This window comes from Amycolatopsis sp. NPDC104775, assembly GCF_055583325.1.
The window spans coordinates 891,527-914,842 of sequence record NZ_JBVJOE010000002.1; the positions used below are offsets into that span (position 1 = coordinate 891,527).

At 69.4% G+C, this 23,316-nt stretch carries 22 protein-coding genes; 9 read left to right on the plus strand and 13 right to left on the minus strand.

Annotation, left to right across the window (positions count from 1 at the left end):
- Positions 1–18: 18 nt before the first annotated feature.
- Complete coding sequence (locus ACZ63D_RS12845) at positions 19–288, minus strand: winged helix-turn-helix transcriptional regulator (protein ID WP_465354445.1); 270 nt, start codon at positions 286–288, stop codon at positions 19–21.
- Positions 289–434: 146 nt separating this feature from the next.
- Between ACZ63D_RS12845 and ACZ63D_RS12850 the strand changes: the two genes are divergently transcribed.
- Positions 435–740 carry an SDR family oxidoreductase gene (locus ACZ63D_RS12850; protein WP_465354446.1) on the plus strand — a complete coding sequence of 102 codons (306 nt, stop codon included), beginning with the start codon at positions 435–437 and terminating at the stop codon, positions 738–740.
- Entirely contained in the window at positions 722–928 is a 207-nt protein-coding gene (locus ACZ63D_RS12855; RefSeq protein ID WP_465354447.1) for a hypothetical protein, read from the plus strand. Before ACZ63D_RS12850 ends, ACZ63D_RS12855 begins: the two co-directional genes overlap by 19 nt.
- Positions 929–931: 3 nt before the next feature.
- Here the strand turns inward: ACZ63D_RS12855 and ACZ63D_RS12860 are convergent, their stop codons facing one another.
- On the minus strand, positions 932–1,327 hold the full coding sequence (locus ACZ63D_RS12860; protein WP_465354448.1) for a Fur family transcriptional regulator: 396 nt from the start codon (positions 1,325–1,327) through the stop codon (positions 932–934).
- A gap of 118 nt (positions 1,328–1,445) precedes the next feature.
- Between ACZ63D_RS12860 and ACZ63D_RS12865 the strand changes: the two genes are divergently transcribed.
- A complete protein-coding gene (locus ACZ63D_RS12865) occupies positions 1,446–1,871 on the plus strand; it encodes a Fur family transcriptional regulator (protein WP_465354449.1) in 426 nt (141 codons plus the stop codon).
- Positions 1,872–1,918: 47 nt separating this feature from the next.
- On the opposite strand, the gene ACZ63D_RS12870 is transcribed toward ACZ63D_RS12865, so the two are convergent.
- The 3 genes from ACZ63D_RS12870 to ACZ63D_RS12880 all read right to left on the minus strand — a co-directional run bounded on the left by ACZ63D_RS12870 (position 1,919) and on the right by ACZ63D_RS12880 (position 6,407).
- Positions 1,919–3,520 carry a DUF885 domain-containing protein gene (locus tag ACZ63D_RS12870; RefSeq protein ID WP_465354450.1) on the minus strand — a complete coding sequence of 534 codons (1,602 nt, stop codon included), beginning with the start codon at positions 3,518–3,520 and terminating at the stop codon, positions 1,919–1,921.
- A 119-nt stretch (positions 3,521–3,639) separates the two neighbouring features.
- Positions 3,640–5,088, minus strand: coding sequence for an argininosuccinate synthase (gene argG / locus ACZ63D_RS12875; protein WP_465354451.1), 1,449 nt, complete (start codon positions 5,086–5,088; stop codon positions 3,640–3,642).
- Positions 5,089–5,318: 230 nt separating this feature from the next.
- Positions 5,319–6,407 carry a glycosyltransferase gene (locus ACZ63D_RS12880; protein ID WP_465354452.1) on the minus strand — a complete coding sequence of 363 codons (1,089 nt, stop codon included), beginning with the start codon at positions 6,405–6,407 and terminating at the stop codon, positions 5,319–5,321.
- A gap of 104 nt (positions 6,408–6,511) precedes the next feature.
- Between ACZ63D_RS12880 and ACZ63D_RS12885 the strand changes: the two genes are divergently transcribed.
- The 5 genes from ACZ63D_RS12885 (at position 6,512) to ACZ63D_RS12905 (ending at position 9,592) form a co-directional block, all read left to right on the plus strand.
- Complete coding sequence (locus ACZ63D_RS12885) at positions 6,512–6,799, plus strand: hypothetical protein (protein ID WP_465354453.1); 288 nt, start codon at positions 6,512–6,514, stop codon at positions 6,797–6,799.
- Positions 6,796–7,722, plus strand: coding sequence for an FAD:protein FMN transferase (locus ACZ63D_RS12890; RefSeq protein ID WP_465354454.1), 927 nt, complete (start codon positions 6,796–6,798; stop codon positions 7,720–7,722). Before ACZ63D_RS12885 ends, ACZ63D_RS12890 begins: the two co-directional genes overlap by 4 nt.
- Complete coding sequence (locus ACZ63D_RS12895; RefSeq protein WP_465354455.1) at positions 7,719–8,282, plus strand: ferric reductase-like transmembrane domain-containing protein; 564 nt, start codon at positions 7,719–7,721, stop codon at positions 8,280–8,282. The genes ACZ63D_RS12890 and ACZ63D_RS12895 overlap by 4 nt, the downstream gene beginning before the upstream one ends.
- A 66-nt stretch (positions 8,283–8,348) precedes the next feature.
- Positions 8,349–9,398 carry an NADH-ubiquinone oxidoreductase-F iron-sulfur binding region domain-containing protein gene (locus ACZ63D_RS12900; protein ID WP_465354456.1) on the plus strand — a complete coding sequence of 350 codons (1,050 nt, stop codon included), beginning with the start codon at positions 8,349–8,351 and terminating at the stop codon, positions 9,396–9,398.
- Complete coding sequence (locus ACZ63D_RS12905; protein ID WP_465354457.1) at positions 9,395–9,592, plus strand: ferredoxin; 198 nt, start codon at positions 9,395–9,397, stop codon at positions 9,590–9,592. Before ACZ63D_RS12900 ends, ACZ63D_RS12905 begins: the two co-directional genes overlap by 4 nt.
- A 301-nt stretch (positions 9,593–9,893) precedes the next feature.
- Here the strand turns inward: ACZ63D_RS12905 and ACZ63D_RS12910 are convergent, their stop codons facing one another.
- Positions 9,894–12,890: an AfsR/SARP family transcriptional regulator gene (locus ACZ63D_RS12910; protein ID WP_465354458.1), complete on the minus strand. Its 2,997-nt coding sequence runs from the start codon at positions 12,888–12,890 to the stop codon at positions 9,894–9,896.
- Between the two features lie 192 nt (positions 12,891–13,082).
- Between ACZ63D_RS12910 and ACZ63D_RS12915 the strand changes: the two genes are divergently transcribed.
- A complete protein-coding gene (locus ACZ63D_RS12915; protein ID WP_465354459.1) occupies positions 13,083–14,297 on the plus strand; it encodes a hypothetical protein in 1,215 nt (404 codons plus the stop codon).
- A gap of 221 nt (positions 14,298–14,518) precedes the next feature.
- Here the strand turns inward: ACZ63D_RS12915 and ACZ63D_RS12920 are convergent, their stop codons facing one another.
- The 7 genes from ACZ63D_RS12920 to ACZ63D_RS12950 all read right to left on the minus strand — a co-directional run bounded on the left by ACZ63D_RS12920 (position 14,519) and on the right by ACZ63D_RS12950 (position 23,277).
- Complete coding sequence (locus ACZ63D_RS12920) at positions 14,519–16,489, minus strand: NB-ARC domain-containing protein (RefSeq protein ID WP_465354460.1); 1,971 nt, start codon at positions 16,487–16,489, stop codon at positions 14,519–14,521.
- 85 nt (positions 16,490–16,574) lie between these two features.
- Complete coding sequence (locus ACZ63D_RS12925) at positions 16,575–16,949, minus strand: helix-turn-helix domain-containing protein (RefSeq protein ID WP_465354461.1); 375 nt, start codon at positions 16,947–16,949, stop codon at positions 16,575–16,577.
- Positions 16,950–17,170: 221 nt separating this feature from the next.
- Positions 17,171–18,439 carry a sensor histidine kinase gene (locus ACZ63D_RS12930; protein WP_465354462.1) on the minus strand — a complete coding sequence of 423 codons (1,269 nt, stop codon included), beginning with the start codon at positions 18,437–18,439 and terminating at the stop codon, positions 17,171–17,173.
- 63 nt (positions 18,440–18,502) lie between these two features.
- Positions 18,503–19,603 carry a methyltransferase gene (locus ACZ63D_RS12935; protein WP_465354463.1) on the minus strand — a complete coding sequence of 367 codons (1,101 nt, stop codon included), beginning with the start codon at positions 19,601–19,603 and terminating at the stop codon, positions 18,503–18,505.
- A 175-nt stretch (positions 19,604–19,778) separates the two neighbouring features.
- Positions 19,779–20,912: a TFIIB-type zinc ribbon-containing protein gene (locus tag ACZ63D_RS12940; RefSeq protein WP_465354464.1), complete on the minus strand. Its 1,134-nt coding sequence runs from the start codon at positions 20,910–20,912 to the stop codon at positions 19,779–19,781.
- A 25-nt stretch (positions 20,913–20,937) separates the two neighbouring features.
- Entirely contained in the window at positions 20,938–22,086 is a 1,149-nt protein-coding gene (locus tag ACZ63D_RS12945; RefSeq protein WP_465354465.1) for an SPFH domain-containing protein, read from the minus strand.
- Positions 22,087–22,149: 63 nt separating this feature from the next.
- Positions 22,150–23,277, minus strand: coding sequence for a serine hydrolase domain-containing protein (locus ACZ63D_RS12950; RefSeq protein ID WP_465354466.1), 1,128 nt, complete (start codon positions 23,275–23,277; stop codon positions 22,150–22,152).
- Between the last annotated feature and the right edge of the window lie 39 nt (positions 23,278–23,316).

Genomic DNA, 23,316 nt, shown 5'->3' on the forward strand with positions numbered 1-23,316 from the left:
TGACCAGCGCGGATGGGGTTACCGCAGGTCGAGCCGCCGGGTGATCCGGGCGAAGAGGTCGTCCAGCGCTTCGCCGAGGTCTTGGCCGAACTCGGTCAGCCTGTAGGTGACCTGCGGCGGGGTGGTCGGCTCGACGTGCGGCCAGACGAGGCCGTCCTCGACCAGTGCGCGCAGGGACTGGGCGAGCATCTTTTCGCTGATGCCGCGGATGCTTTCGCGCAGTTCGCAGAACCGGAGTTCCTTGTCTCGCAACGAGATGAGGATCCAGATTCCCCATCGGCTGGTCACGTGGTCGATCACCGCGCGGGGCAGTCGGTGCGAAACACCTCATAGCGCGGCTCCGGGGCGGCCGGAGTGAACTGCGCGCTTCCTGTCACGGTCGGCGCCCATCCCGCTGACCTGATCGCGAAGGCCGTGGAGGCCGGGGTCGCCGGGTGGTCCTGCTGTCGTCGCTGGGGGTGGCGACCAGACCGTTCGGCACGACGCGGATCGCGACGCGCGAACTGGAGGAGGTGCTGCGCGAGTCCGGTGTGGACTGGGTCATCCTGCGGCCAGGCGGGTTTGACTCCAACGCGCTGTGGTGGGCGGAATCCGTTCGCACACAGGGAATTGTCGCCGCGCCGTTCGGCGACACCGGGGTGCCGATCATCGATCCGGCGGATATCGGGCGAGGTCGCGGCGTCAGCAAACCGCGGCGCTGGCCGCCGCGCTGGGAAAGCCGGTGCGGTTCCGGGAATTGACCCGCGCCGAGGCCAAGGCGGCCATGACCGGGAGCATGCCGGGCGAACTCGCCGACGACACCCTGGACATCCTCAGCTCGCCGACCCCGGCCGAACTGCGCGTGAGCCCGGACGTCGAGCGGATCCTCGGCCGTCTGCCGCGGTCGTTCGCCGACTGGGCGGCTCGCAATATCGCCACGTTCCGCTGAAAGCTACTCGGCCGGTTCGCAGCGTGAGCACAGGCCGGACACCGTTTCCTCGGCTGATTCCTGGGCGTGGGGGATCGCCTCCATCCGGCCGCAGTGACGGCACAGCAGGTGGCGGTGGTCGAAGCCGGCCAGTTCATAGCGTTGCGCGACACCGACGTGGTCGAAGCGGTGGACGAGACCGGCGGTGACGCCGGTGGTCAGCACGTCGTGAACCGCCCGCATGGACGCCATCGACAGCCGTTTCCGGACCAGCGGCAGCAGTTCCGCCACGGTCACGTGCGGGTTTTCGGCCAGTACTTCCAGCACGACCTGCCGGGCGGTCGTCACGCGCAGGCCGGCGCGCCGGAGCCGGGTTCCGGCGTCGGCGCTGGACGGGAGGGGTGCGGAGGTCGTGAGCACGCCTCCTTTGTAGTCCGCAAAGTTGATCCAGTCAAATGTAAGAACGGGTCAACTCTGCGACTGTGACCCGCTGCACGGCAGAATTGATCCGGTCAAGTCTGCGAGTACCATCCGGGCCATGGACGAGTTCGGGGCGCGCCTGCGCGACAAGGGCCTGCGCAACACGCCGCAGCGGCGTGCGGTGCTGGCCGCGGTCGCGCGGACCCCGCACGTCACGGCCGCGGAAATCGCGACGGTGCTCGACGCCGACGGGGCCGTCGGCGCGTTGTCCCGGCAGGGCCTTTACAACGTGCTGGACGACCTCGTCGGCGCCCGCCTGCTGCGCCCGCTCGAACCGGCGGGCTCGCCCGCGCGATTCGAACTCGAAACCCACGACAACCACCACCACCTGGTCTGCCGCGGCTGCGGCCGGATCCAGGACGTGCCGTGCGCGGTCGGAGCCGCGCCGTGCCTCGAACCCGGTCCGGTGCCCGGATTCCGGGTGGACCAGGCGGAGGTCACGTGGTGGGGGATGTGCGCGGAGTGCGAAGCGCGAGTCTCGTGAGTGTTCCCGCCGGTTAGAACCGGCGGGAACACTCACGAGACCCAGGCCTAGCGGAGGGCGTCCTCCAGCGCCGCGAGCCCGACCGGGCCGACGGCCAGCGCGTCGCGATGCCACTCGCGCAAGGTGAATCCGGGTTTGGCGGCGGCTTCGGCGCGCGCCCGCAGCCACGCGCGTTCGCCGATCTTGTACGAGATCGCCTGGCCCGGCCAACCGAGGTACCGCACGATTTCGGCGTGCACCCGGTGTCGCGCGGCCAGCCCGCGCTCGTGCAGGAACCGGCACGCGGTGTCGAAGTCCCAGCGGGAACCGTCCGGCAGCGGCAGATCGAGGTGCGAGCCGAGGTCGATCACGACCCGCGCGGCCCGCAGCGCGGAACCGGCGAGCATGCCGAGGCGGGTGCCGCGCTCGGAAAACCAGCCCAATTCGTCGGCGAGGCGTTCGGCGTACAGCGCCCAGCCTTCCGCATGGCCGCTCACTGAATGGACGCGCGCGTACCGGCTCACCGAATCCCCAGCCAGTCCTGCCACGCCGATTTGCAAATGGTGTCCCGGAACGCCTTCATGGAACACCGTCGTCAGCTCGGACCAGGTCGCGAAACGTTCCCGTCCACCTAGCGGCCACCAGGTGCGGCCGGGACGGGAGCCGTCTTCGGCGGGTCCGGTGTAGTACGGCGAACCCGACGCGGAGCCGTACGCCAGCACAACGTCCAAGGCACGCAACGGTTCCGGGATGTCGAAGTGCTCGCTCGCGGCTTCCAGCGCACGGTCGTGCGCGGCCCGCAGCCAGTCCAAATAGGACTCTTCACCGTCCACTGCGCACTCTTCGTCCAGCCGGGCGAGGACTTCCGCGACGCTCGCGCCGGGCTGGATTTTGGCGGCCTCGGCGGCGATTTCCGTTTCGATGCGCTGAAGTTCCGCCCAGCCCCACTCGTAAGCCTCGGCGAGATCGAGGTCCGCGCCGAGGGAAAGCCGGGCCGCGACGGCGTAGCGTTCCGCGCCGACACCGTCGGTTTCGGTGGCGTGCGGGGCGTATTCCTCGCGCAGGAACCGGGCGAGCGCCGCGTAACCCCGGTGGGCGGCGTCGGCACCGGCCCGCAGCTCATCCGCCCGCGGCCCGTCGCCGTACTCCTCGACGAGTGCATTGTGGACACCGGCGTACCGCTCGGCCTGCGCCGCCGTTTCGAGCGCCTGCCTGCGGGCCGCGCGCAGACCGCGGTCGAGACCGGCCCGCAGCGTCTTCTGCCAGCCGGTGAGCATCGGTTCGACGCCGGCCATCCGGACCGCGATGACGTGCCAGTCGTCCGCGTCGCCGCGCGGCAGCAGCCGGACCGAATCGGCGATCGAACTCAAAGTGCCGAAATGCGCCTGTACCTGGCGGAACGGCTCGTCCAGCTCATGCCAGGCCAGCTGAGCTTCGAGGCCGTCGCGCAGATGCGCGGAAGCGATCCGGTCCGCGCGGGACTCGGGGGACAGCTTCGCGAGAGCGGCGAGGGTGCGCCGGGCCAGGTCGGCGCGGGCCGCGAAACCGTCCGGGGTGAGGTCGGTGAGCGCGGTCGCGTCAGTGGTCACGCCGTCCAGGGTCGCGGCGATCGGGTCGAGCGCTGCCTCGTCCGTGACGTGGTCGGCGGACAGCTGGAAGATCGGAGTCACGCCGCCACGGTAGCCGGGAGCCGCCGCCCGAATATAGAGACGTTAGCGGGGTGCGGACGCTGGTATAGAGGGAATGCCCGCGCCGGTGGACCGGCGCGGGCATCCGCGGGAGGAAAGCCTCAGTCGGTGCCGGATTCCATCGCGGCCCGGTCGAGCAGTTCGGCGTCGTCGGACCGGCCGCGGGAGGCGATCGTCTCGGCCCCGCCCTCGGGCATCGCGCCGATCAGGCCGGTCGAGGCCGCCTGCGCGGCGCCGATCAGCTTCGGATGCGAGTTGCCGCCGACCATGCCGAGGCTCGCGTACTGCTCCAGCTTGGCGCGTGAGTCGGCGATGTCGAGGTTCCGCATGGTCAGCTGGCCGATCCGGTCGACCGGGCCGAACGCGGAGTCCTCGGTGCGCTCCATCGACAGCTTGTCCGGGTGGTAGCTGAACGCCGGGCCGGACGTGTCGAGGATCGAGTAGTCCTCGCCGCGCCGCAGCCGCAGCGTGACCTCGCCGGTGATCGCGGTGCCGACCCAGCGCTGCAGCGATTCGCGCAGCATCATCGCCTGCGGGTCCAGCCAGCGGCCCTCGTACATCAGCCTGCCGAGGCGCCGGCCCTCGTTGTGGTAGCTGGCGATGGTGTCCTCGTTGTGCACCGCGTTGACCAGCCGCTCGTACGCCGCGTGCAGCAGCGCCATGCCCGGGGCCTCGTAGATCCCGCGGCTCTTCGCCTCGATGATCCGGTTCTCGATCTGGTCGGACATGCCCAGCCCGTGCCGCCCGCCGATCGCGTTGGCCTCCAGCACCAGTTCGACCGAGGTGCCGAACTCCTTGCCGTTGATGCTCACCGGACGGCCCTGCTCGAAGCCGATCGTGACGTCCTCGGCCGCGATCTCGACTTCCGGGTCCCAGAACCGCACGCCCATGATCGGCTCGACGATCTCGATGCCGGTGTCGAGGTGCTCCAGGGATTTCGCCTCGTGCGTGGCGCCCCAGATGTTGGCGTCGGTGGAGTAGGCCTTCTCGGTGCTGTCGCGGTAGGGCAGGTCGTGCGCCTGCAGCCACTCGGACATCTCCTTGCGGCCGCCGAGCTCGCCGACGAACGCCGCGTCCAGCCACGGCTTGTAGATCCGCAGGCCCGGGTTGGCCAGCAGGCCGTAGCGGTAGAACCGCTCGATGTCGTTGCCCTTGTAGGTGGAGCCGTCGCCCCAGATCTGGACGTCGTCCTCCAGCATCGCGCGCACCAGCAGGGTGCCGGTGACCGCGCGGCCGAGCGGGGTGGTGTTGAAGTAGGCCCGGCCGCCGGTGCGGATGTGGAACGCCCCGCAGGTCAGCGCGGCGAGCCCCTCCTCGACCAGCGCTTCCTTGCAGTCGACCAGCCGCGCGAGCTCCGCCCCGTAGGCGTGCGCGCGGCCGGGGACGGACGCGATGTCGGGTTCGTCGTACTGGCCGATGTCGGCGGTGTAGGTGCACGGAACCGCACCCTTGTCGCGCATCCACGCCACCGCCACAGACGTGTCGAGGCCGCCGGAGAACGCGATGCCGACCCGCTCGCCGACGGGAAGGGAAGTGAGCACCTTGGACATAGGAATGATTATGCACGACGATGTATGAACGTGCATCCCCGGGTGGTGTGAACTCGCTCTCCCGGCGGGGAGGCGCGACTTCGAGTTCGTCGCGGGCTTCGACCGGATCGCTGCACGGACAGTCGGGCCGCGGAAGACAGGACCAGCGGCCAGGCTGGCGCAGGAAGCGCCGATACTGGTCGAGTGCTGGGAAAACGCGTCGGGTCCACGCCGTCATTCCGATCGGGACCTCAGTACGTACGGCCCTTCCAGCCGGTCCGGCGACGCGCGGAGTCGATCGTCATCAGCGTGTACAGCGCCGCGGTGAACGGCAGCAACAGCCCCGCGACCAGGGGTTGCCGGTAATACCGGGCGACCGGGACGAAGGTCGCCGCCATCACGAGCCATGCCGCGGCGGCCTGCCACGAGCCGGTCAGGGCCAGCGCGGGCGGGGCGAGGAAAACGGCGATCATGCCGACGACGGTCCCGGCCAGCAGCAGCGGCGAATGCCGGAGCTGGGTGTAGGCGCTGCGGGTCACCATCCGCCACAGGTCCGCGAGCCGCGGATACGGCCGGACGCTCCAGGCCTTCGACGCGTAGCCCAGCCAAATCCGCCCACCCGCGGACGCGACGGCGCGGGCGAGCGCGACGTCGTCGATGACCGCGCCGCGGATCGCTTCGATTCCGCCTGCGCGTTCGAGCACGGAGCGGCGGACGAGGACGCAACCGCCAGCCGCGGCGGCGGTGCGCCAGCGCGCGGAGTTCACGCGGCGGAAGGGATAGAGCATCGCGAAGAAGTAGACGAAAGCAGGGACGATCAGCCGTTCCCAGAACGTTGCGGTGCGCAGTACGGCCATCTGAGATACCAGGTCTCGGCCGCTGGTGGAAGCGGCGACGAGAGTTTCCAGCGAATCGGAGCCGTGTGAGATGTCAGCGTCGGTCAGCAGGAGGAAGTCGACGTCTCCGGCCTCGCGGACGCCGTGCGCTACGGCCCAAAGCTTCCCGGTCCAGCCGTCCGGCGGCTCGCCGGGGCTCGTGACGGTGAGCGGGAGTCCATGGGGGACAGTCAGCGAGCGGGCGACGTCCGCGGTGCCGTCGGTGCTGCCGTCGTCCACGAGGATGACTCGCGCGTCGCCTGGGTAGCTCTGGCGGAGCAGCGTGGGCAGGGTTTCCGGGAGCAGTCCGGCCTCGTCGCGAGCGGGTACCACGATGGCGACAGACGGCCAGGCGTCCGGCCGGACCAGCTCGGGCAGACGTTGATCGGTACGCCAGAACCAGCTGTGGCACACCGCGAGTCCGGCCCACACCGCCAGCGTCGCCCACGCGACGACCGTGCTCATGCGCGGAGTGTAGTGACTGGCAGCAAACTGACAGGTCGTTCCCAGCGGACTCATAGAAACGCGGCTGAGACTGGGTGTTCCCACCACCGGAGAGGACACCCGGCATGGACCCAGACATCAGGAAACGGCAAGAGGAACGGTCGCGCGCCCGGCACCGGACCGCCTTCGTCACGGCCGCCGCGGCAGTGCTCGGAGTCGCGGCCGCCGGAGGCATCGGCTACGGGCTGACGGCAGCCGGCTCGACCAGTGGCACCACGTCGACCGGGAACAGCAGCACCTCGACCGACAACGGGACTGGATCGAGCACCTCGAATCAAGACCAGCTGCAAGTGCCCGCGCAGGATCCCGGATCCGGCTCCGGGCACGCGCACACCGGATCGGGCGCGTCGTGACGGGGCCGTATTCGGCGGGGTTTCCCGCGCTCGGCACGACCGCGCGGGTGCTCGTCACCGAGGAAGCGGCGCTCGGCCCGGCGACCGCGTTGCTGCGGACGCGGCTCGCCGAACTCGATCGGGCATGCAGCCGATTCCGGGCGGATTCGGAAATTTCCGCGCTCCACCGTGCCGCGGGCCGGGAGGTGGAGGTGAGCCCGCTGCTGGCCGACGCGCTGTCGGCCGCGTTGCGCGCGGCGTGGCTGAGCGGCGGGCTGGTGGACCCGACGGTGGGCGGGTCGATGGCAGCACTCGGCTACGACCGGGATTTCGCCGAGATCACCGACGGACCCGCAATGATCCCCGTTCCCGCGCCGGGCTCGCATTGGGTGCTGTTCGAACCGGCCCGGCGGATCGTCGTGCTGCCGCGCCACGTCAAGCTGGACCTGGGGGCGACCGCGAAAGCGTTCGCCGCGGACCGGACCGCCGACGAGATCGCTCGCCACACCGGCTGCGGGGTGCTGGTGAACCTCGGCGGCGACCTCGCGGTGGCGGGCCCGGCTCCGGCAGGCGGCTGGCAAGTCGCGATCGGCGACGACCACACCGACGCGGTCGCCCGCCCGGACACGACGATTACGCTCACCAGCGGAGGCTTGGCGACGTCCGGCGTTGCCCGGCGGACCTGGCGGCGCGGCGGACGCGTGGTGCACCACATCGTCGATCCGCGCACCGGCGAGTCGGCGGATCCGTGCTGGCGGACGGTGTCGGTCGCGGCGAAGTCCTGTGTGGACGCCAACACCGCGAGCACGGCCTCGGTCGTCTTGGGTCTGGGAGCGTTGGAGTGGCTGGATTCGCGGGGATTGCCCGCCCGGCTGGTCAGCTCGCGCGGCGCGGTCCGGACCACGGCGGGTTGGCCGGCGGAGCGCCGGGAGCGTGCGTCGTGAGTTCCGCGCTCTGGTATTTCAGCCGTGCGACTGGGATTGTCTCGCTGGTGTTCTCGACGGCCGTCGTGGTGCTCGGTTTCCTGAACTCGGGCCGGTTCGCGACTCGGCGCTGGCCGCGTTTCGCCCTCGCGGACCTGCACCGGAATCTCGCGCTGGCCAGTCTCGTCTTCCTCGGTGCACACATCGTCTTCGCGGTCGTCGACGGCTATGTGGACCTCAGCTGGCTTTCCGTCGTCGTTCCGTTCATCTCGGGCTACGAGCCGTTCTGGATCGGAATCGGTGCGGTAGCGGTGGATTTGCTGCTCGCCATTGTCGTGACCAGCCTGCTTCGGACCCGCATCCCGCCGCGGTTGTGGCGCACGGTGCACTGGCTCGCCTACCTGTGCTGGCCCGTCGCTCTCGCGCACAGCGTCGGTCTCGTCGCGTCCGACAGCGCTCGCCCGCTGCTCATCGCGCTCGATATCGCGTGCCTTATCGCCGTCCTGGCCGCCGCGAGCGTGCGATTCGGCAGTACCAGCCCTGACACCGAGGCCCGCCGCCTCTCTCCACTTCGGAGGTGACACGTGCTTCCCTTGCACCGAAACAATCTCGCCGCCCACCTGTCCGTCCACGGTGGACTCCCCGCCGTGGATCGCGACGCACTGATCCACCAAATCGACGCCGCCGGTATCCGCGGTCGGGGCGGCGCGGGCTTCCCCGCCGCGGTGAAGCTGCGCTCTGTCGCACCTGGACAGTCCATTGTGGTTGCCAACGGCTGTGAAAGCGATCCTTTCAGCAGTAAGGACCGCGCTCTGCTTGAGCTAGCCCCGCATTTGGTGCTTGACGGTATCCAGGTCGCAGCTCGGGCGGTCGGCGCTACCGAGGCTTATCTTTGTCTGCACGGAGAAAATCGAAGCGTACTGGCCGCTTTAACCGAGCGTCGCGATGCTGTGCCGGTTAAGCTGGTCGCGATCCCTCCTCGATACGTCGCCAGCGAAGAAACCGCACTAGTGCATTTCCTGGGCACCGGCGACGCCCGCCCAACCGGCAAATTCCCGCGCCCAGCCGAACGCGGCCTGCACGGGCGACCGACGCTAGTTCAGAATGTCGAAACTCTAGCGAGGTTCGCGCTTGTCGCCCGAATCGGTGCTGATCGCTATCGTGCTGTCCACACTGACCTGGTCACCGTCACCGGTGCCGTGTCCCGCTCCGGCGTGCTGGAAGTCCCCGCGGACGCTCCGGTTTCCGCGATCCTCGCCAAGGCTGGCGGATCCATTACCGCACAAGCGGTTCTGATCGGCGGTTTCGGCGGGACCTGGATGCCGCGCTCTCTGGCCGACCCCGTGCCGCTCGGCCGGGAACCCGGCCTGTCCGCACTGCATCTTCTCCCGGAACCGAACTGCGGCCTCGAATTGACCAGGAATATTCTCGCAAGGCTGGCCGCGGAATCGGCCCGCCAATGTGGACCGTGCATGTTCGGCCTTCCCGCCATCGCCGCGGATTTCACCGATCTGCTGGCCGGTCGCGACGCCACCGGCCGCCTGGCCCGCCGCCTGCCGATCCTCAGTGGACGGGGCGCGTGCGCCCATCCCGACGGCGCCGTTCGCCTCGCCGCGAGCGCCTTGCGCGTCTTCGCCGCAGATGTCCAGGCCCACTTGGCGGCTGGCTCGTGCCGGGTCACGGCAGGTGCGGCATGAACCGCCTGACGGTCGACCCGATCGCCTGCCGGGCCCACGGTTTGTGCGCGGAGATCCTGCCGGAACTGATCACTGTGGACGAATGGGGTTACCCGGTGGTACGCGGGGAAACGGTGCCGGAATCGCTCCTGGCCGAGGCGCGACGGGCGGCTGCGGCTTGTCCGGCGTTGGCGTTGCGGTTACGGAAATCGTAGATTGTGCAACGCCAACGCCGGATTCAGCGGCTAATCAGCAGCGCCACCAATCCTTGATGGCGTGCAGTGCCGCAATCGCGGCTGGCGATACGCTAATAAGCACTGCCGCTAGGTCGATCAAGTCGTGCTCCTCGGTCGTACATGAAATTATTTCACGCAAGATGGATGTTGTTTCTCCCAGGCCGCCGTGGTTGCTCTGCGAATAAACCTCAGGGGGTACCCACAGTTGTCTGCAATTGATAACGACCTCGGAAGGATGATCCTGCCGTACCGAGGAGTGAACCCTTTCGGCGCCCCCGCTTTATCGGCGAGGGTGGATTACGGATCGGCGCGGCGCAGGCATGGCCACGGTGCTTTCCTCGTCGCGCTCGCCGTCTCTGGCCAGCGGAATCGGGTGCACCTCCCGGGCCGCCGCCAGCCGCTCCTCCACGCGGTCGGCCTTGGCGTCCCTGCCCCGGCCTCGGTAGAAGGCTGCGGCGCGAGTCCAGGCGTCGACCGCGTCCCCGCGATTCCCGCGCGCGTAGAGAATCTCGGCGAACGCCTCCAGCGCCCGCGCCTGACCCGTGGCGTTGTGCGCCCGCTCGGCCAGTTCGACTGCTTCCTGTGACAGGCGCAGTGCGGCCCGGTCGTCCCGTTCGGCCGCGGCGAGCCGGGCCTGCACGGTGCGCAGCCGCATCCCGGCGGTGAGGTCGCCGGAGATCTGGGCTTGCGCCAGCCGGCAATGCCGGTGGGCGACCGCGAACTCCTCCTGGCCGAGGTGCAGTTCGGCCAGCGTGATGTAGGTGGCTGCCTGGCCGGACACGTCGCCGGTGAGCGTTCGCAGATGCAGCGCGCGGTGATAGTGCGGCAGCGCTTGCTCGTACTGGTCGAGGTCGGCGAGCGTTTCGCCGAGATACTGCTCCGCTTTGGCCTCGCGGACCGGGTCACCGTTGCGCTGCGCGTGTGTGATGCAGCGGCGGAAGAGCGCGATCGCTTCCGCGTGCTGGCCGGTTTGCCGGTGGAGGCGGGCGAGGTTGATGCTGATGGTCAGCTTCGCGATAGGCGATTCGTCGTCGATGGCCAGTTCCAGTGCCCGGGCGAGCGCGTCCTCAGCGGCTTTATGGTTGCTGAGCGTGAGGTGCAGCTCCCCCAAATCGTTGAGGGTCGACCCTTCCGCATGAGAGTCCTTGTTCGCTCGCGCGGCGCGGGCCGCGATGGCCAGCCCGGTGGTCATCTCGTCGTAGAAGCCGTAGACGACGAAGGTGTCGTGCATGAGGTGCGGAAGCGTGCAGGCGTAGTCAAAGAGGCGGTGTTTCTCGGCGGCCGCGGAAAGCGCGGTGAGATTGGTGCGTTCGCGGAGGAACCAGCGGTGGGCCGCGGTCGGCGACTCGAATCGAGTCGGACGGATGCCGGGTTCCGGGTCGAGGTGCGGCGGGCGGTCGCGGTGCGGGTGCGCCATCCGATGCGCGTAGTACGCCGTGCTGTAGTAGTGCGACAGCAAGCGGCGCAACGGCTGTGCGTCGTGGTCTTGGTCGCTGAGCGTCTGGGCGTACCGATGAAAGATCGAGACGATCCGGTAGCGGTCCGTGTCGCCGGGCTGGTCGATCAAGTGCAGGGCGACCAGGGTTTCCAGCGCCCGCCGGGTTTCCGCGGCGGGGCGTGCGGCCGCGGACAGCAGGGTGTCGACGTGGATTTCCGCGCCGGGGTGGTGGCCGAAGAGGCGGAAAACGGCCTGGCTGGGCGGTTCGAGCATGTGGTAGGACGAGGAGAACGCGGCGCGCAGGCTTTGGTCGTCTCCGTCGTCGCCGATGCTCAGGAGCATTTCCGGGTCTCGCAGCTGGTCGAGCATGGTGCCGAGGCTCAGCCCGGGCCGGCGGGCGGCGTTCTCGGCGATGAGGGTGAGGGCGAGTGGCAAGCCGTCGCAGAGGTGGGCGATCCGGCGGGCCGCGTCGGGTTCCCGGTCTCCGCGGCCGCGCAAGCGGCGGACGAACAGTTCCAGCGAGTCGCGGTCGTCGAGGCGGTCGAGGCTGAGTTCGGCGAGTTCGTGCCTTCGTACCAGCGCGCTGAGGCGGCGGCGCGAGGTGACGATCACCGAGCATTCGGACAGCACGTTGAGCAACTGGTCCACGTGGCTGGAGTTCTCGGCGTCGTCGAGGATCACCAGCACCGAGCGGTCGGTCAACTGCTGGCGCAGTACCGCGGCTCGGGCCGCGGTGTCCACCACGTGGTCCACCGGGTAGCTGAGGTCCTGGAGCAAACGGTCCACGACGTCGGACGGTTCGAGCCGCGGTGCCGGGCCGAAGCCGTGCAGGTCGAGGTAGATCATTCCGCCGGGGAACCAGTCCGCCGCCCGGTGTGCCCAGTGGACCGCGAGGCTCGTCTTGCCGATCCCGGGCGGGCCGCTGAGCACGACGGCGGGCGAGCGGGTCGGCGAGCCGGGCCGGAGCCACTGGTCCAGTGTTTCCAGAGCGCCGGTGCGGCTGATGAACCCGCGGAGGTCCTGGGGAAGCGGGTGGGTCGGCGGCGCGGCCCGGCGCGCCGGGGCGACGGCGGCCGGGGCGGGCGGGTTTTCGTAGCGGTCCCGGATCTCGTCGTGGAAGGCGCGCAGGACGGCCGCGGCGGTGTCGTCGGCGGCTTCGTGGAATCGCCGGTGCGCGTCGAGGTAGTGGGTCTGGGCCTGTTCGGACTGCCCGAGCGCGTAGTCGATCTGGATCTGGAGCTTGACGAAGGCCAGCCGGCAGGCGTGCTCGGGGGCCAGGTCCTGCATCCATCCCGCGGCCTCGTCGGGACGGCCGAGCGCCAGCAGCTGGCTCGTCAGGAATTCTCGCGCGGGAAGCAACATGGATTTGACTTTGTCCTCGCGCCAATTCTCCGCGCGTTCGGAGCGGAGTTCCGCCAGCGGCTCATCGCGCCATAAGGAAAGCGCGGACGCGGCTGATTCATACGCCGTGAGAGGATCGCGGTCCCGGGCCGCGTCGTGTGCTTTACGCATTGTTTTGCGAAATGCGGAGAAATCCACGAGGCTCTCGTCGAGATCGGCCAGATATCCGTCGCCGGACCGGGGGACTGAGACGGGTACGTCCGCTGCGGAGAGGGCGTCGCGCAGCCGGTGGACCGCCTTGTACAGGGCTTCTTGCGGGTTTCCTGGCAGGTCGTCGTCCCAGAGCCAGGAGATGAGGGCGTCCTGGGAAAACCGCTGTCCCGGACGGGTGAGCAGTATTCCGAGAATATTCCGGGTTTGCCGCTGACCCCACTGCTCGTTCATCTTCCCGTGCATCCGCACCGCAGTCTGCCCGAGAATTCCGTAGGCGAAGTCCATTCGACGTTCCCTCCCTCGTCGAGTGCCCAGTTTCGCATCGATCCGGCGAATCGGCGACCGCTTCGGGATAACGATCATCGGAAAGAATTGTCTTGTCCGGTTTCGGTCCGCTTTGTGTCCAGCGGCGGGAAGTCCCCGGTCAGAACCGCGCCGCAGCCTCGGCTTGTCGGTTTCGAAGCGGAGGGGATGAAGATGGCGCACGACGTGTGGGTACGCGGTCCGATCGGTCTCGACGCCGCGTCGCGGGTGACGCGGCCGGGCTGCCGCACCGTGCTGGCGGTCGTGCCGACCGTGACGGCGGGGACGCGGCTGATCGAGCTGATCTCGCTGCTGGAGCGGGATTTGCGGGTGCAGGTGATGTTCACCGTGCCGCACAGCACCGACCGGTGGGCCGGGGTCGAGGAGTACGTGCGGGCGCAGCACGGGCTGTTGCTGCCTTGGGAACAGGCGGTGGCGCACCGGTTCGATCTGGTCTTGGCGGCCAGTCACCGGTATATCGAGCAGGTGCACGGACCGCTTCTGCTGATCGGCCACGGCATCGGGGGCGCCCGGCCGCGCCGGTTCAGCCGCAAGGCGGGCGGGGCGACGGCCGAGACGACCGGACTGGACCGGGAACTCATCACTTTCCGGGGCCGGGTGCTTCCGGCGGTGCTGGGCCTCGCCACCGAACCGGAGGTCGACGAGTTGCGGCAGCGGTGCCCGGAGGCGCTGCCCGCGGCGGTCGTGGCCGGTGACCTGTGCCTCGACGTGCTGCGGGCGGCGAACGGCAGGCGGGAGCGATACCGGAGGGCGCTGGGCGTCGGCTCGCGGCGGCTGGTGGTGCTCAGCTCGACCTGGTTCACTGACTCGGCGTTCGGCCGTGTCCCGAAGATGTACGAAGTGCTCGTGAACGCGCTGCCGAAAGACTGTTACGCGGTGGCGGCCGTGCTGCATCCGAACATCTGGGCGGTGCACGGACGGCGTCAGGTCACCGCCTGGCTAGGCGGGTGCCGGGGGCTGCGCGTGATCCCGCCCGAACAGGGATGGCAGGCGACCATGATTGCGGCTGATTGGGTGATCGGCGACCACGGCTCGACCACGGGCTACGCGGCGGCGATGGGAAAGCCGGTGACGCTCGCCTCGCTGCCGGACGGACAAGCGCGAACCGGAAGCGTCGCGGACATCGTGCGGGCGCGTACGGAGCCGTTGGACGCGGACCGGCCGTTCGAGGAGCAGGAGGAAGCCGCGATCGTTGCGGCTCCCCGGCTCGCCGCGGAGGTGCTGCCGGTCGTCAGCTCCAGGATCGACTGCTCGGCGGGGATCTTGCGGTCGTCGATGTACCAGCTGCTGGAGTTGTCCGAGCCGGCTGCCCCGGCGTATCCGCCGTCGCCGGCCGTGCCCCGGCCGCTGCCGGGGTGGGACGCGTGAGCGCCGGAACCGCCCGGGTCGGGCTCGCGCTGCCCGGAGGTCGTGCGGTGCAAGTGCTGGTCGCCGACGTGGACCGGGCCGGATCGAGATGCTCGGCCAGCGCGGACGTCGTGGTCCGGCGCAGCGCGCGGGCCGTGGCGAGATGCGAGGCCGACGAGCTGAGAGCGGAGTGGCCCGGGGCGGTCGCCGCGGCGGTGTGCTGGCCGGGCGGGGCTGTGTGGTCAGTGCGGCGGCTCGCCGGAATCCCCGCTGAGGCGGCGAGCCGCGTCGAGATGGCGCTGGGCGCTTGCCTCATCGCCGTGGCCGCGTTCGAGGTCGGCGAGCGCGGTGAGAACCTCGGCCTGGAGATGCGGTGACTGGAGGCGTTCGACGCCTTCGAGCGCCCCCAGGAGTTCGGTGCGCGCCCGGTCGTAATCGCCCCGCCGGGCATGGATCGCGGCGAGCGGGACGACCGCCCGCGCGTGCTGGCCGGCGTCGCCCGCCTCAGCCATGATGGCGGCGGCTTCGGTGAGCTCCCGTATCGCTTCGTCCTCCCGGCCCAGTGTGATCAGCAGTTCGCCGCGACGGCGCCGAGCCATGCCGACCCCGCGCGGAAGCCCGATTTCGGCGTGTTTCTCCGCGCTGCGCTCATACAGTGCCAGTGCGCCTTCGAGGTCGCCGCGGCCTCGGGCGTCTCTCGCCATCCGAGACAGTGCGGTGGCCTGCGTCGGACCATGGTGCTCCCGGTCGCCGATCTCCAGTGCCGCGGCGTGGTGGGCGGCCGCTTTCTCGAACTGCCGCAGCCGGTCCCAGACAAAGCCAGCCTGACTGTGCAACCGCGCTTCGACCAACGGCTGCCCGCACCGCCGGGCCGCCTCGATTCCCGCCGTGCAGAGCTCCAGGAACGGTTCGTAATCCCGATGGTGCAGGAAAAATCCCCACGACGCTTCGGCCAGTTGCCACAGTTCCTCGTCCCAGCCGTGCGCCGAGGCGGCTTTCGCGACGGCGTTGATGACTGGGCGGTCCCGGCGCCACCAGGTCACCGCGTGGTCGCGGTCGGCGAAAGATCCTGTCGCCGCGACGGTTTCCGACGCGAAGGTCGGGCGGAAGGGGTGGATGAGCGCGCTCGCGGTGACGGTCTGGTCGCGATACCAGCGGGTGTACCGGTGAACGAGATAGTGCCGGTCGGCTTCGGCGTCCTGGCGTTCCGCGCGCACCCGGGCGTCGTGGCGGACGACATCGTGCTGTGCCACGGTTTCGTCCTCCAGTTCGTGCAGGAGGTTGGCTTCGATCAGTTCGTCCACGGCGTCGTCGAGATGAGCGGGCGAGCTCTGCAGGGTGTCCGCGAGCGCGTCGACGGCGTGATGCGGGCCGGGCAGGATGCCGCAGGTTCGGTAGAGCCGGGCCGCGGCGTCGTCGAGGGTGGCGTAGGAGGCGTCGAAAACTGTTGCGAGATCGGTGAAATCGCCGAAGCGCCGGGTGCGGCCGCGGCGGGCTTCGCGGTGCGGGTCGCGTCTTGGCCGGACGCGCAGTCTCGCGCCGGTGATGGTGAGTGCCAGCGGGAGACCGGCGCACGCGGTCAGCAGGTTTTCCGCGTCCTCTTGGCTGATCCGCCGCTGCCCGGAGCGGAGGGCGAGCACTTCGCGGGCCGGTTGGTCCGGAAGCGGTTCCAGCGGAAGGATTTCCGCGCCGTCCAGTGCGAGGCTGGTCAGCTGGGACCGGCTGGTGATGAGCACGAACGCGTTCGCGCTGGACGGCAGCACGGCGCGGGCGTCGGCGCTGTGCACGACGTCGTCGAGCAGCACGGCGAACCGGCGATCCGCCGTCACCGCGCGGAATTCGGCCGCCCGCTGGGCGAAGGAAGCGGGGATCTCGTCGGCCGGGATTCCCAATGCGGCAAGGAAACCGTGCAGGACGCCGCTCGCGGATTCCGCGGTTTCGGTGCCCTCGGCGGAAAACCTCGCGCAGAGGACGCCGTCCGGGAACTCGGCGCGGTGGGTGTGCAGCCAGTGCAGGGCGAGTGCCGTTTTGCCGATCCCGCCGACGCCGGTGAGCACCACGACGGACGGGGCGGGGTCGGGGCGGACCCGGATTTCGTCCAGCCGGGCCAGTTCCCCGGCGCGGCCCAGCAGCACGGACGGGGCGGGCGGAAGCTGGACCGGTGCGCGCACTGGTCTGCCGGACGTCACCGATCCTGGCCGCGCTTCACTCATTCCACACCCCCGATTATTCCTCCTTACCTTCTTCGGGCGGTAAAAGAAACCGGATCGAGTCGTGAATCACCACCCCATATGGGGGTCAGTGCCGCGGGGCGTCGCCGGGCTTGCGCCGATCGAGCGCGTTCTGGCCGCCATGCGGGCGGATCCGCACTTTTTCCCGCAGCAGCAAACGGCGGATGGTTCCGTAGGACGCCTGATGCGCGTCCGCGATGCTCTGGATAGTCGAACCGGATTCGTACTCCCGCACTATTCGCGGCACGTCGAGTTCCCGCCGTACGCCTTGCCGGATTTCCGGCAGCACCGCGCCTTCCTGCCGCAGCAGCCGTCCGGTCCAGCTCAGCGACAGGCCGTGTTCGCGGGCGATCTCGGTGATCGACGCACCGGCCCGCCAGGATTCGAGCATGCGGCGATTTCGCTCGGCCCGATTCGTGCGCGCCTCGTCCGGCGTGTCCATGCAAGCGCCCCCGCTGCTCGGACTTAAGGAGCTTGACCTTTCATTATTGGCCTCGGGGAGGGGGACTGTGAACCGACGAACGTGGTGCATGCGCGGAGATTGTTTGTCCGCAAATGCCGACACAAGGAGGCGCTGTGAAGTGAATATTCACAATATTCAGGGGATTGTTCCGAAAAACGTGCCGGTTAAGCCAACCGGGGGAAGAATTCGGTGCCTGACGGTCAGTGCGGCACCCACAGTGTCACCCGGGTCCCGTGCCCCGGCGTCGATTCCACCGTTCCGGTGCCCCCGACCTCCGCCAGCCGGGCTTCGATGGACTGCTGGATGCCGAACCCCGGCCCCCGTTCGCGCAGGTCGAAACCCCGGCCCTGGTCTCGCGCGACTACCGCCGTCCCGCCGTCGCGTTCCTCCACCCGGAGTACGACGCGGCTCGTCCCGGCGTGTTTCACCGTGTTGCGCAGTGCTTCCCGCACCGCTTCGCACATCGCCGTGCGCCGGTCAGCGGAAAGGCGGTCGTCGTCGGCGAAGTCGGCGGCCACGAGCTGGGTGCGCAGGCCTTCGCGGGCCATCTCGGCGGCGACATCGGCCAGTTCGACCACGAAGCTGCGTCCTTGGCGCGGTTCGATCGGCTCGGTGATGCTCCGGCGGAGTTCGGCGGCCTCGGCATGCGCGACCGAGCGCAGCTGGGCGAGTCGTTCGGCGGCGTGGTCGGCGTCGTCGGACGGAGCGATCGCGAGCGCTTCCAGCGTCTGCAGCACGCTGTCGTGCAACAGCCGCTGGGTACGCCTGCGTTCCGCCTCCTGACCGCGCCGCAGGCCGATGTCGAGGGCGAACCGCGTGCCGACGCCCAGCAGCACCAGTATTCCGCACGCCACCACGATCGAGACGGCCAGCGCGACCAGGCAGCCGATCGACCGGTTGATCGCGAGCGGATTGTCCAGCCGCAGGCCGCCGGCGACGGTCAGCAGGACGCGCACCGGGACGGCCGCGGCGAGCAGCAGCAGCGCCGCGGGCAGCCCGGACGTCCCGGCCCACATCGCGACCGAGCCGACGAGCCACGTCCAGGTGACGTCGACCGCGAACGGCTGCACGGCGTCCGGCGCGAGCATCGCGGTCAGCAGGTTCAGCACGAGCCCCGCGCCGAGATCCGCGGTGAGCACCCGCCGCGTGCGCCGCGCGGGCAGGCCGCCCGAGCGCAGCAGCCACCACAGGAACCCGGCGTTCGCCGCGACGCCCACCGCGGCCGCGGGCAGCACCGGGAACAGCCCGGTCCCGCCGTTGGCCGCGGCGAACCCGATGAACACCTTCACGAACGCGGCGATCCGGTAGGCGACCGGCACGACGACCCAGTACCGCGCGGCGCGCGCCAGCGTCGCGTCGCCGACCGCGGCGAGGTCGCCCTCGGAGTCCGGCCGCTCCGGCGGGCTGCCGCGGTGCAGCAGCGTCCGCACGAATTCCCCGCGTGGTACGGCAAAACCCGGTCCGGGCATCGTCCCTCCCCGTGTCTTCGGCGAGGATATTCGATTGGTGTAGTCCAGTGTGGAAACGCCGGGTCACGCTCTGGACATGGTCAGCCGCCACAGGGTCGTCCGCTCGCGGGAACGGGCTGCGTGCAAGGGATCGGCACTGTCCGTGGCGCGTCGGTGCCGTGGCGTGGTTTCGCGCCGTCCCGCGACCTTGAGCCCAGCGGCGGAAATCCGTGCGAGCAGGTCCTCACGGCTGCGCAGGCCGAGGTGTTCGGCCAGGTCCGACAGGATGAGCCAGCCTTCGCCGTCCGGTGTCAGATGGCTGGGCAGGCCGTCGAGAAACCGGTTCAGCATGCCGGACGAGGCGTCGTAGATCCCGAGTTCCAGTGCCGAAGCCGGTTTTCCGGGCAGCCAGGGCGGATTGCAGACGACCAGGTCAGCACGCCGAGAGGAGGGCCAGAGATCGGTTTCGAGGACCTGGACCCGATCGGAAAGGCCGAGTCGCCACAGGTTGTCCCGGGCACAGCGCACGGCACGCGGATTCAGGTCGGTCGCCACTACTTCGGCGGCGCCGCGCCGGGCGAGGATGGCGGCGAGCAAGCCGGTGCCGGTTCCGAGATCGAAGACGACCGGAGACCTCTTGCCCGGCAATGGTTCCTGCGCGACGAGATCGACGTATTCGCTCCGTGTCGGCGCGAACACGCTGTACGCCGGATACACCCGCGCGCCCAAAGCGTTGATATGGACGCCTTTCTGATGCCATTGATAAGCGCTCAGGGCGCCGAGCAGCTCACGCAACGAGATCAGCGTGCCAGGCAAACCGCCGAACGCGTGCTCGCAGGCGGCTTGGATATCAGGGGCTCGGCGGAGTCGAAGCGAATGGTCGGCTTCCACGGAGACCAGGACTTTTCCCAGCAATGCCGCGCGTTCCGAACGCGCCGCACGTACCGCGGCGAAAGATCCCGACGGCTTCGGAAGCCGGCGGTCCATGGCACGCACGAGCTGTCGTGCGTTGGGAAAATCGCCGCGCCACAGCATTCCGGTGCCGGCGCGGGCGAAACGCAACGCGGCGGCAGCGGTCAGCCGGTCATCGACGACGGCGATGCGGCCCGGCGGCGGGGTTCCGTTGCCGGAATGCCAGCGGGCGGTGTGCGTGATTCCGTTTTCGGTCCACTGGACGGTGGACATAAAAGCTCCCGGGAAGGGTCGAAGGGCCAGTCAGCCGTCGACGCTTCGCAGGGAGCAGGCGAGAATTCCCGCCGGTCAAGACAGCGGCGAATCCGCGTGCTCCCGCGAAACGCGGGAGCGGCGGTCGCCGAGAACCATGCCCATCAGCACGGCACTTCACATCCTTTGAGGAAACTCAGTGGTGGGTAACGGAATGGTGCGTCGTTCCGGTGCTGTGGCCCTTCATCGCGACGAAGTAGACGATCGCCGCGAGCACGATCAGCGCGAGCACCACCGCGACGGCGATCTTGACCTTGCTCCACGGACGCTGCCCGTGGATCTCGCCGGTGCGGCCGTTGACGAGGATCTGCCAGTTCTTCCCGGCGTAGACGTAGGTCGCGACCCACACCGGCAGCAGCATCAGCTTGAAGGTCACGTTGTTGTGCTGGGTGTCGACCGAATTCAGCTGCTGGGTGTCGCCGCCGATGTCGTCCTTGCAGTCGCCGGCGATGATCGGGGCCATCCGGTTTTTCGCCTCTTCGAAGCCGTTCTCCGGTTCGATGTCGTACCGCAGCGCGAAATGCCCGGAGAGGAACTGCGGCTGGTACGGCTGGGAATCGAGCAGCGGCCACGGCGCGAGTTTGTCCAGCTCCGGCAACGGCAGCTGGGTGCTCGCCGGCACGAGGACGTCGTCGAAGTTCCGCGCGACCTGCCCGCGCGCCGGGTACCAGCGCGTGTGGCGCACTTCGCGCGTCTTGCGTTCGCCGTTCTCGTAATAGCTTTCGGTGACGTAGTAGTACTCGCCGCGCGCGCCGGTGTACACCGACACGGTCTGCGAGTCGTACGTCCAGTGCGGGATGTACGTGCTCTTCGTGGACTCCGCCGTGGTGACCTTCTTCAACGCGGTCGGCGCGAACCAGCGCGAAGACGTCCACTTTTTCAGATGCGTGCTCACCGCGGGGCGGTCGAACGCGAACGGCAGCACGCCTTCTGGCACCAGCTGCCCCGACGCGGCCGGGTCGATCACCAGCGGCGCGCCGCAGAACTGGCACATGCTGGCGGTCTCGTTGGTTTCCGTCCTCGCCGCGCAGCGCTGGCACACGAAGACGTACTTGCCGATCGAGCCCACCGGCTTGCGCGCGAGGTTCGCCAGCTCGGCGAACGGGATCTCGCGGATCTGCCGGTCGCCCGCGGCGATTTCCTGCCGGAACCCGCAGTACGGGCACTGCATGGCCGTCGTGCCCGGCGCGAACTCGAGCCGCGCGCCGCAGCCGCCGCACGGATAGGTCGTATTGGCCACGCCGCTCTGCTGGGAACGTGGGTCGGTCATGGGTCCCCCAGAAGGTCGGCGCGGCTCAGGACGGCGGCAGCGGCGGCGGGGTCGAGCCGAACAGCGCCGACACCTCCGGCACCTGCGCGGCCGGGGTCCACTGCGCCATGCCCGCCTTCCACACCAGGGTGTCCTGGCCGAGCGTGCCCGACGAGATCTGCTGGCCGAGGCCCGCCCGGTCGAACGGGCCGAGCTGCTGGCCGTTCGCGCCGATGAACCACTGCTCGCCCTGCGGCAGCGGCGGCGGCATCTGCGGCGGAGCCTGCTGCTGGTACTGCTGCTGTGATTGCGGCTGCTGGTATTGCTGCGGGGCCTGCTGGTATTGCTGCTGCGGTCCGGCCGCGCGCTGGCCGAGCGCCATGCCGAGGCCGATGCCCAGCCCCTCGCCCGCGCCGCCCTGGTTGTTCGCCGCCGCCTCGATCGCGTTCGCGGACTGGAACTTCGTGTACTGGTCGAGGTCGCCGACCACGCCCATCTGGGTCCGCTTGTCCATCGCGGCCTCGACCTCGGGCGGCACCGAGATGTTCTCGATCATGAACTTCGAGATCTCGATGCCGACCTCGCGCAGTTCGAGGTTCAGCGCGTTCGCGATCTTGCCGGAGATCTGCTCCTGCTGGGTGACCAGGTCGAGCATCGGCACCTGGGCGGCCGCGATCGCGGGCCCGAGCTTGCTGATCACCATGCTGCGCAGGTAGTCCGACACCTCTTCGGTGCGGAACTGCGGGTCGGTGCCGGCCAGTTCCTTCAGCAGCGCCACCGGCTCGACCACGCGGACCGCGTAGCCGCCGAACGCGCGCAGCCGGACCATGCCGAATTCGGCGTCGCGCAGGATGACCGGGTTCTGCGTGCCCCATTTGAGGTCGGTGAACTGCCGGGTGTTGACGAAGTACACCTCGGCCTTGAACGGCGAGTTGAAGCCGTACTTCCAGCCCTTGAGGGTGGACATGATCGGCATGTTCTGCGTCTGCAGCGTGTACATGCCCGGCGGGTAGGCGTCGGCGACCTGGCCCTCGTTGACGAACACCGCGGCCTGCGATTCGCGGACGGTGAGCTTCGCGCCCATCTTGATCTCGTTGTCGTAGCGCGGGAAGCGCCACACGATGGTGTCCCGGCTGTCGTCGGTCCACTCGATGATGTCGATGAACTCGCCGCGGATCTTGTCGAAGATGCCCACGTCTGACCCCTCGTCGTTGCCTCGTGCCCGCGGGCCACAGTACAGGCCGCGGCCCCCTCCGGATCACTCCGCCGCGGCCGCCGCGCGCCAAAAGTCCTGCATGGACGGGATGCCGCCGGGGCCGTCCACCCCGCGCTGAGTGAGAAGAATCGCCACCGAATCGGTCGAAGGCGTCAAGTAGGCGCTGGTTCCGGTGCCGCCGACCCAGCCGTAGCGTCCCGGGACCTGCCACGGCTGCCTCGGGTCGACGTCTACCGCGCCGCCGAAGCCCCAGCCCTGTCCTTCGAGGAAGACCGGGTTGGCCGCGATCTGTTCCGCGGTCAGGTGGTTGGCCGTCATCTGCCGGACCGATTCCTTCGCCAGCAGTCCTTTCCCGTCGGACAGGAGCATCCGGGCGAAACGGAACCAATCGTCGGCGGTCCCGGCCAGCCCGCCGGATCCGGCGGGGAACGGCGGCACCTCGCGCCACTGTCCGTCCGGCGCGTCGGCCAGCTCCAGGCCGTTCTCGCCGCCGCGGTAGTAGCTGGCGAACCGGTGCCGTTTGGCGGCCGGGACCTCGAACGCGGTGTCGGCCATGCCGAGCGGCTCGAACACCCGCTCGGCGAGGAAGTCCGGCAGCGACTGGCCGGACGCGCGGGCGATCAGGATGCCCTGCAGGTCGGAGCAGGTGTCGTACAGCCAGGCCTCGCCGGGCTGGTGCAGCAGCGGGATGCGCGCCAGCCGGGCGAGCCACTCGCCGGGTTCCGGGCGCAGCCGGACCTCGCGGCCGTCGGTCTGCACCGTGAACAGTTCCTGGACCTGCGGGAGGGTGAAGTCCGATGGGAAGCCGTAACCGGCGCGGGAGGTCAGCAGGTCGCGGACGGTGATCGGCCGTTCGGCGGGCACGACGTCGTCGACCGGGCTGTGCGGCGTGCGCACGACCACCGGACTGGCCAGTTCGGGCAGCCATTCGGCGATGGGGGTGTCCAGGCCGAACCGGCCCTCCTCGACCAGCAGCAGCACGGCCGCCGCGATGATCGGCTTGGTGATGGAGGCGAGCCGGAAAATGGTGTCGCGGGCCATCGGCGCGGTGCCTTCGACGTCGAGATGGCCCACCGCGGTCACCTGGACGTCGTCGCCGCGGGCGACGAGCGCTACCGCACCGGGGATGAACCCGGAATCGACGTGGCGGTTCAGGACTTCGTGCATCATCGGTCGTTCCCTTCGGGGCGGATGTTCTGCGGGGTGGTC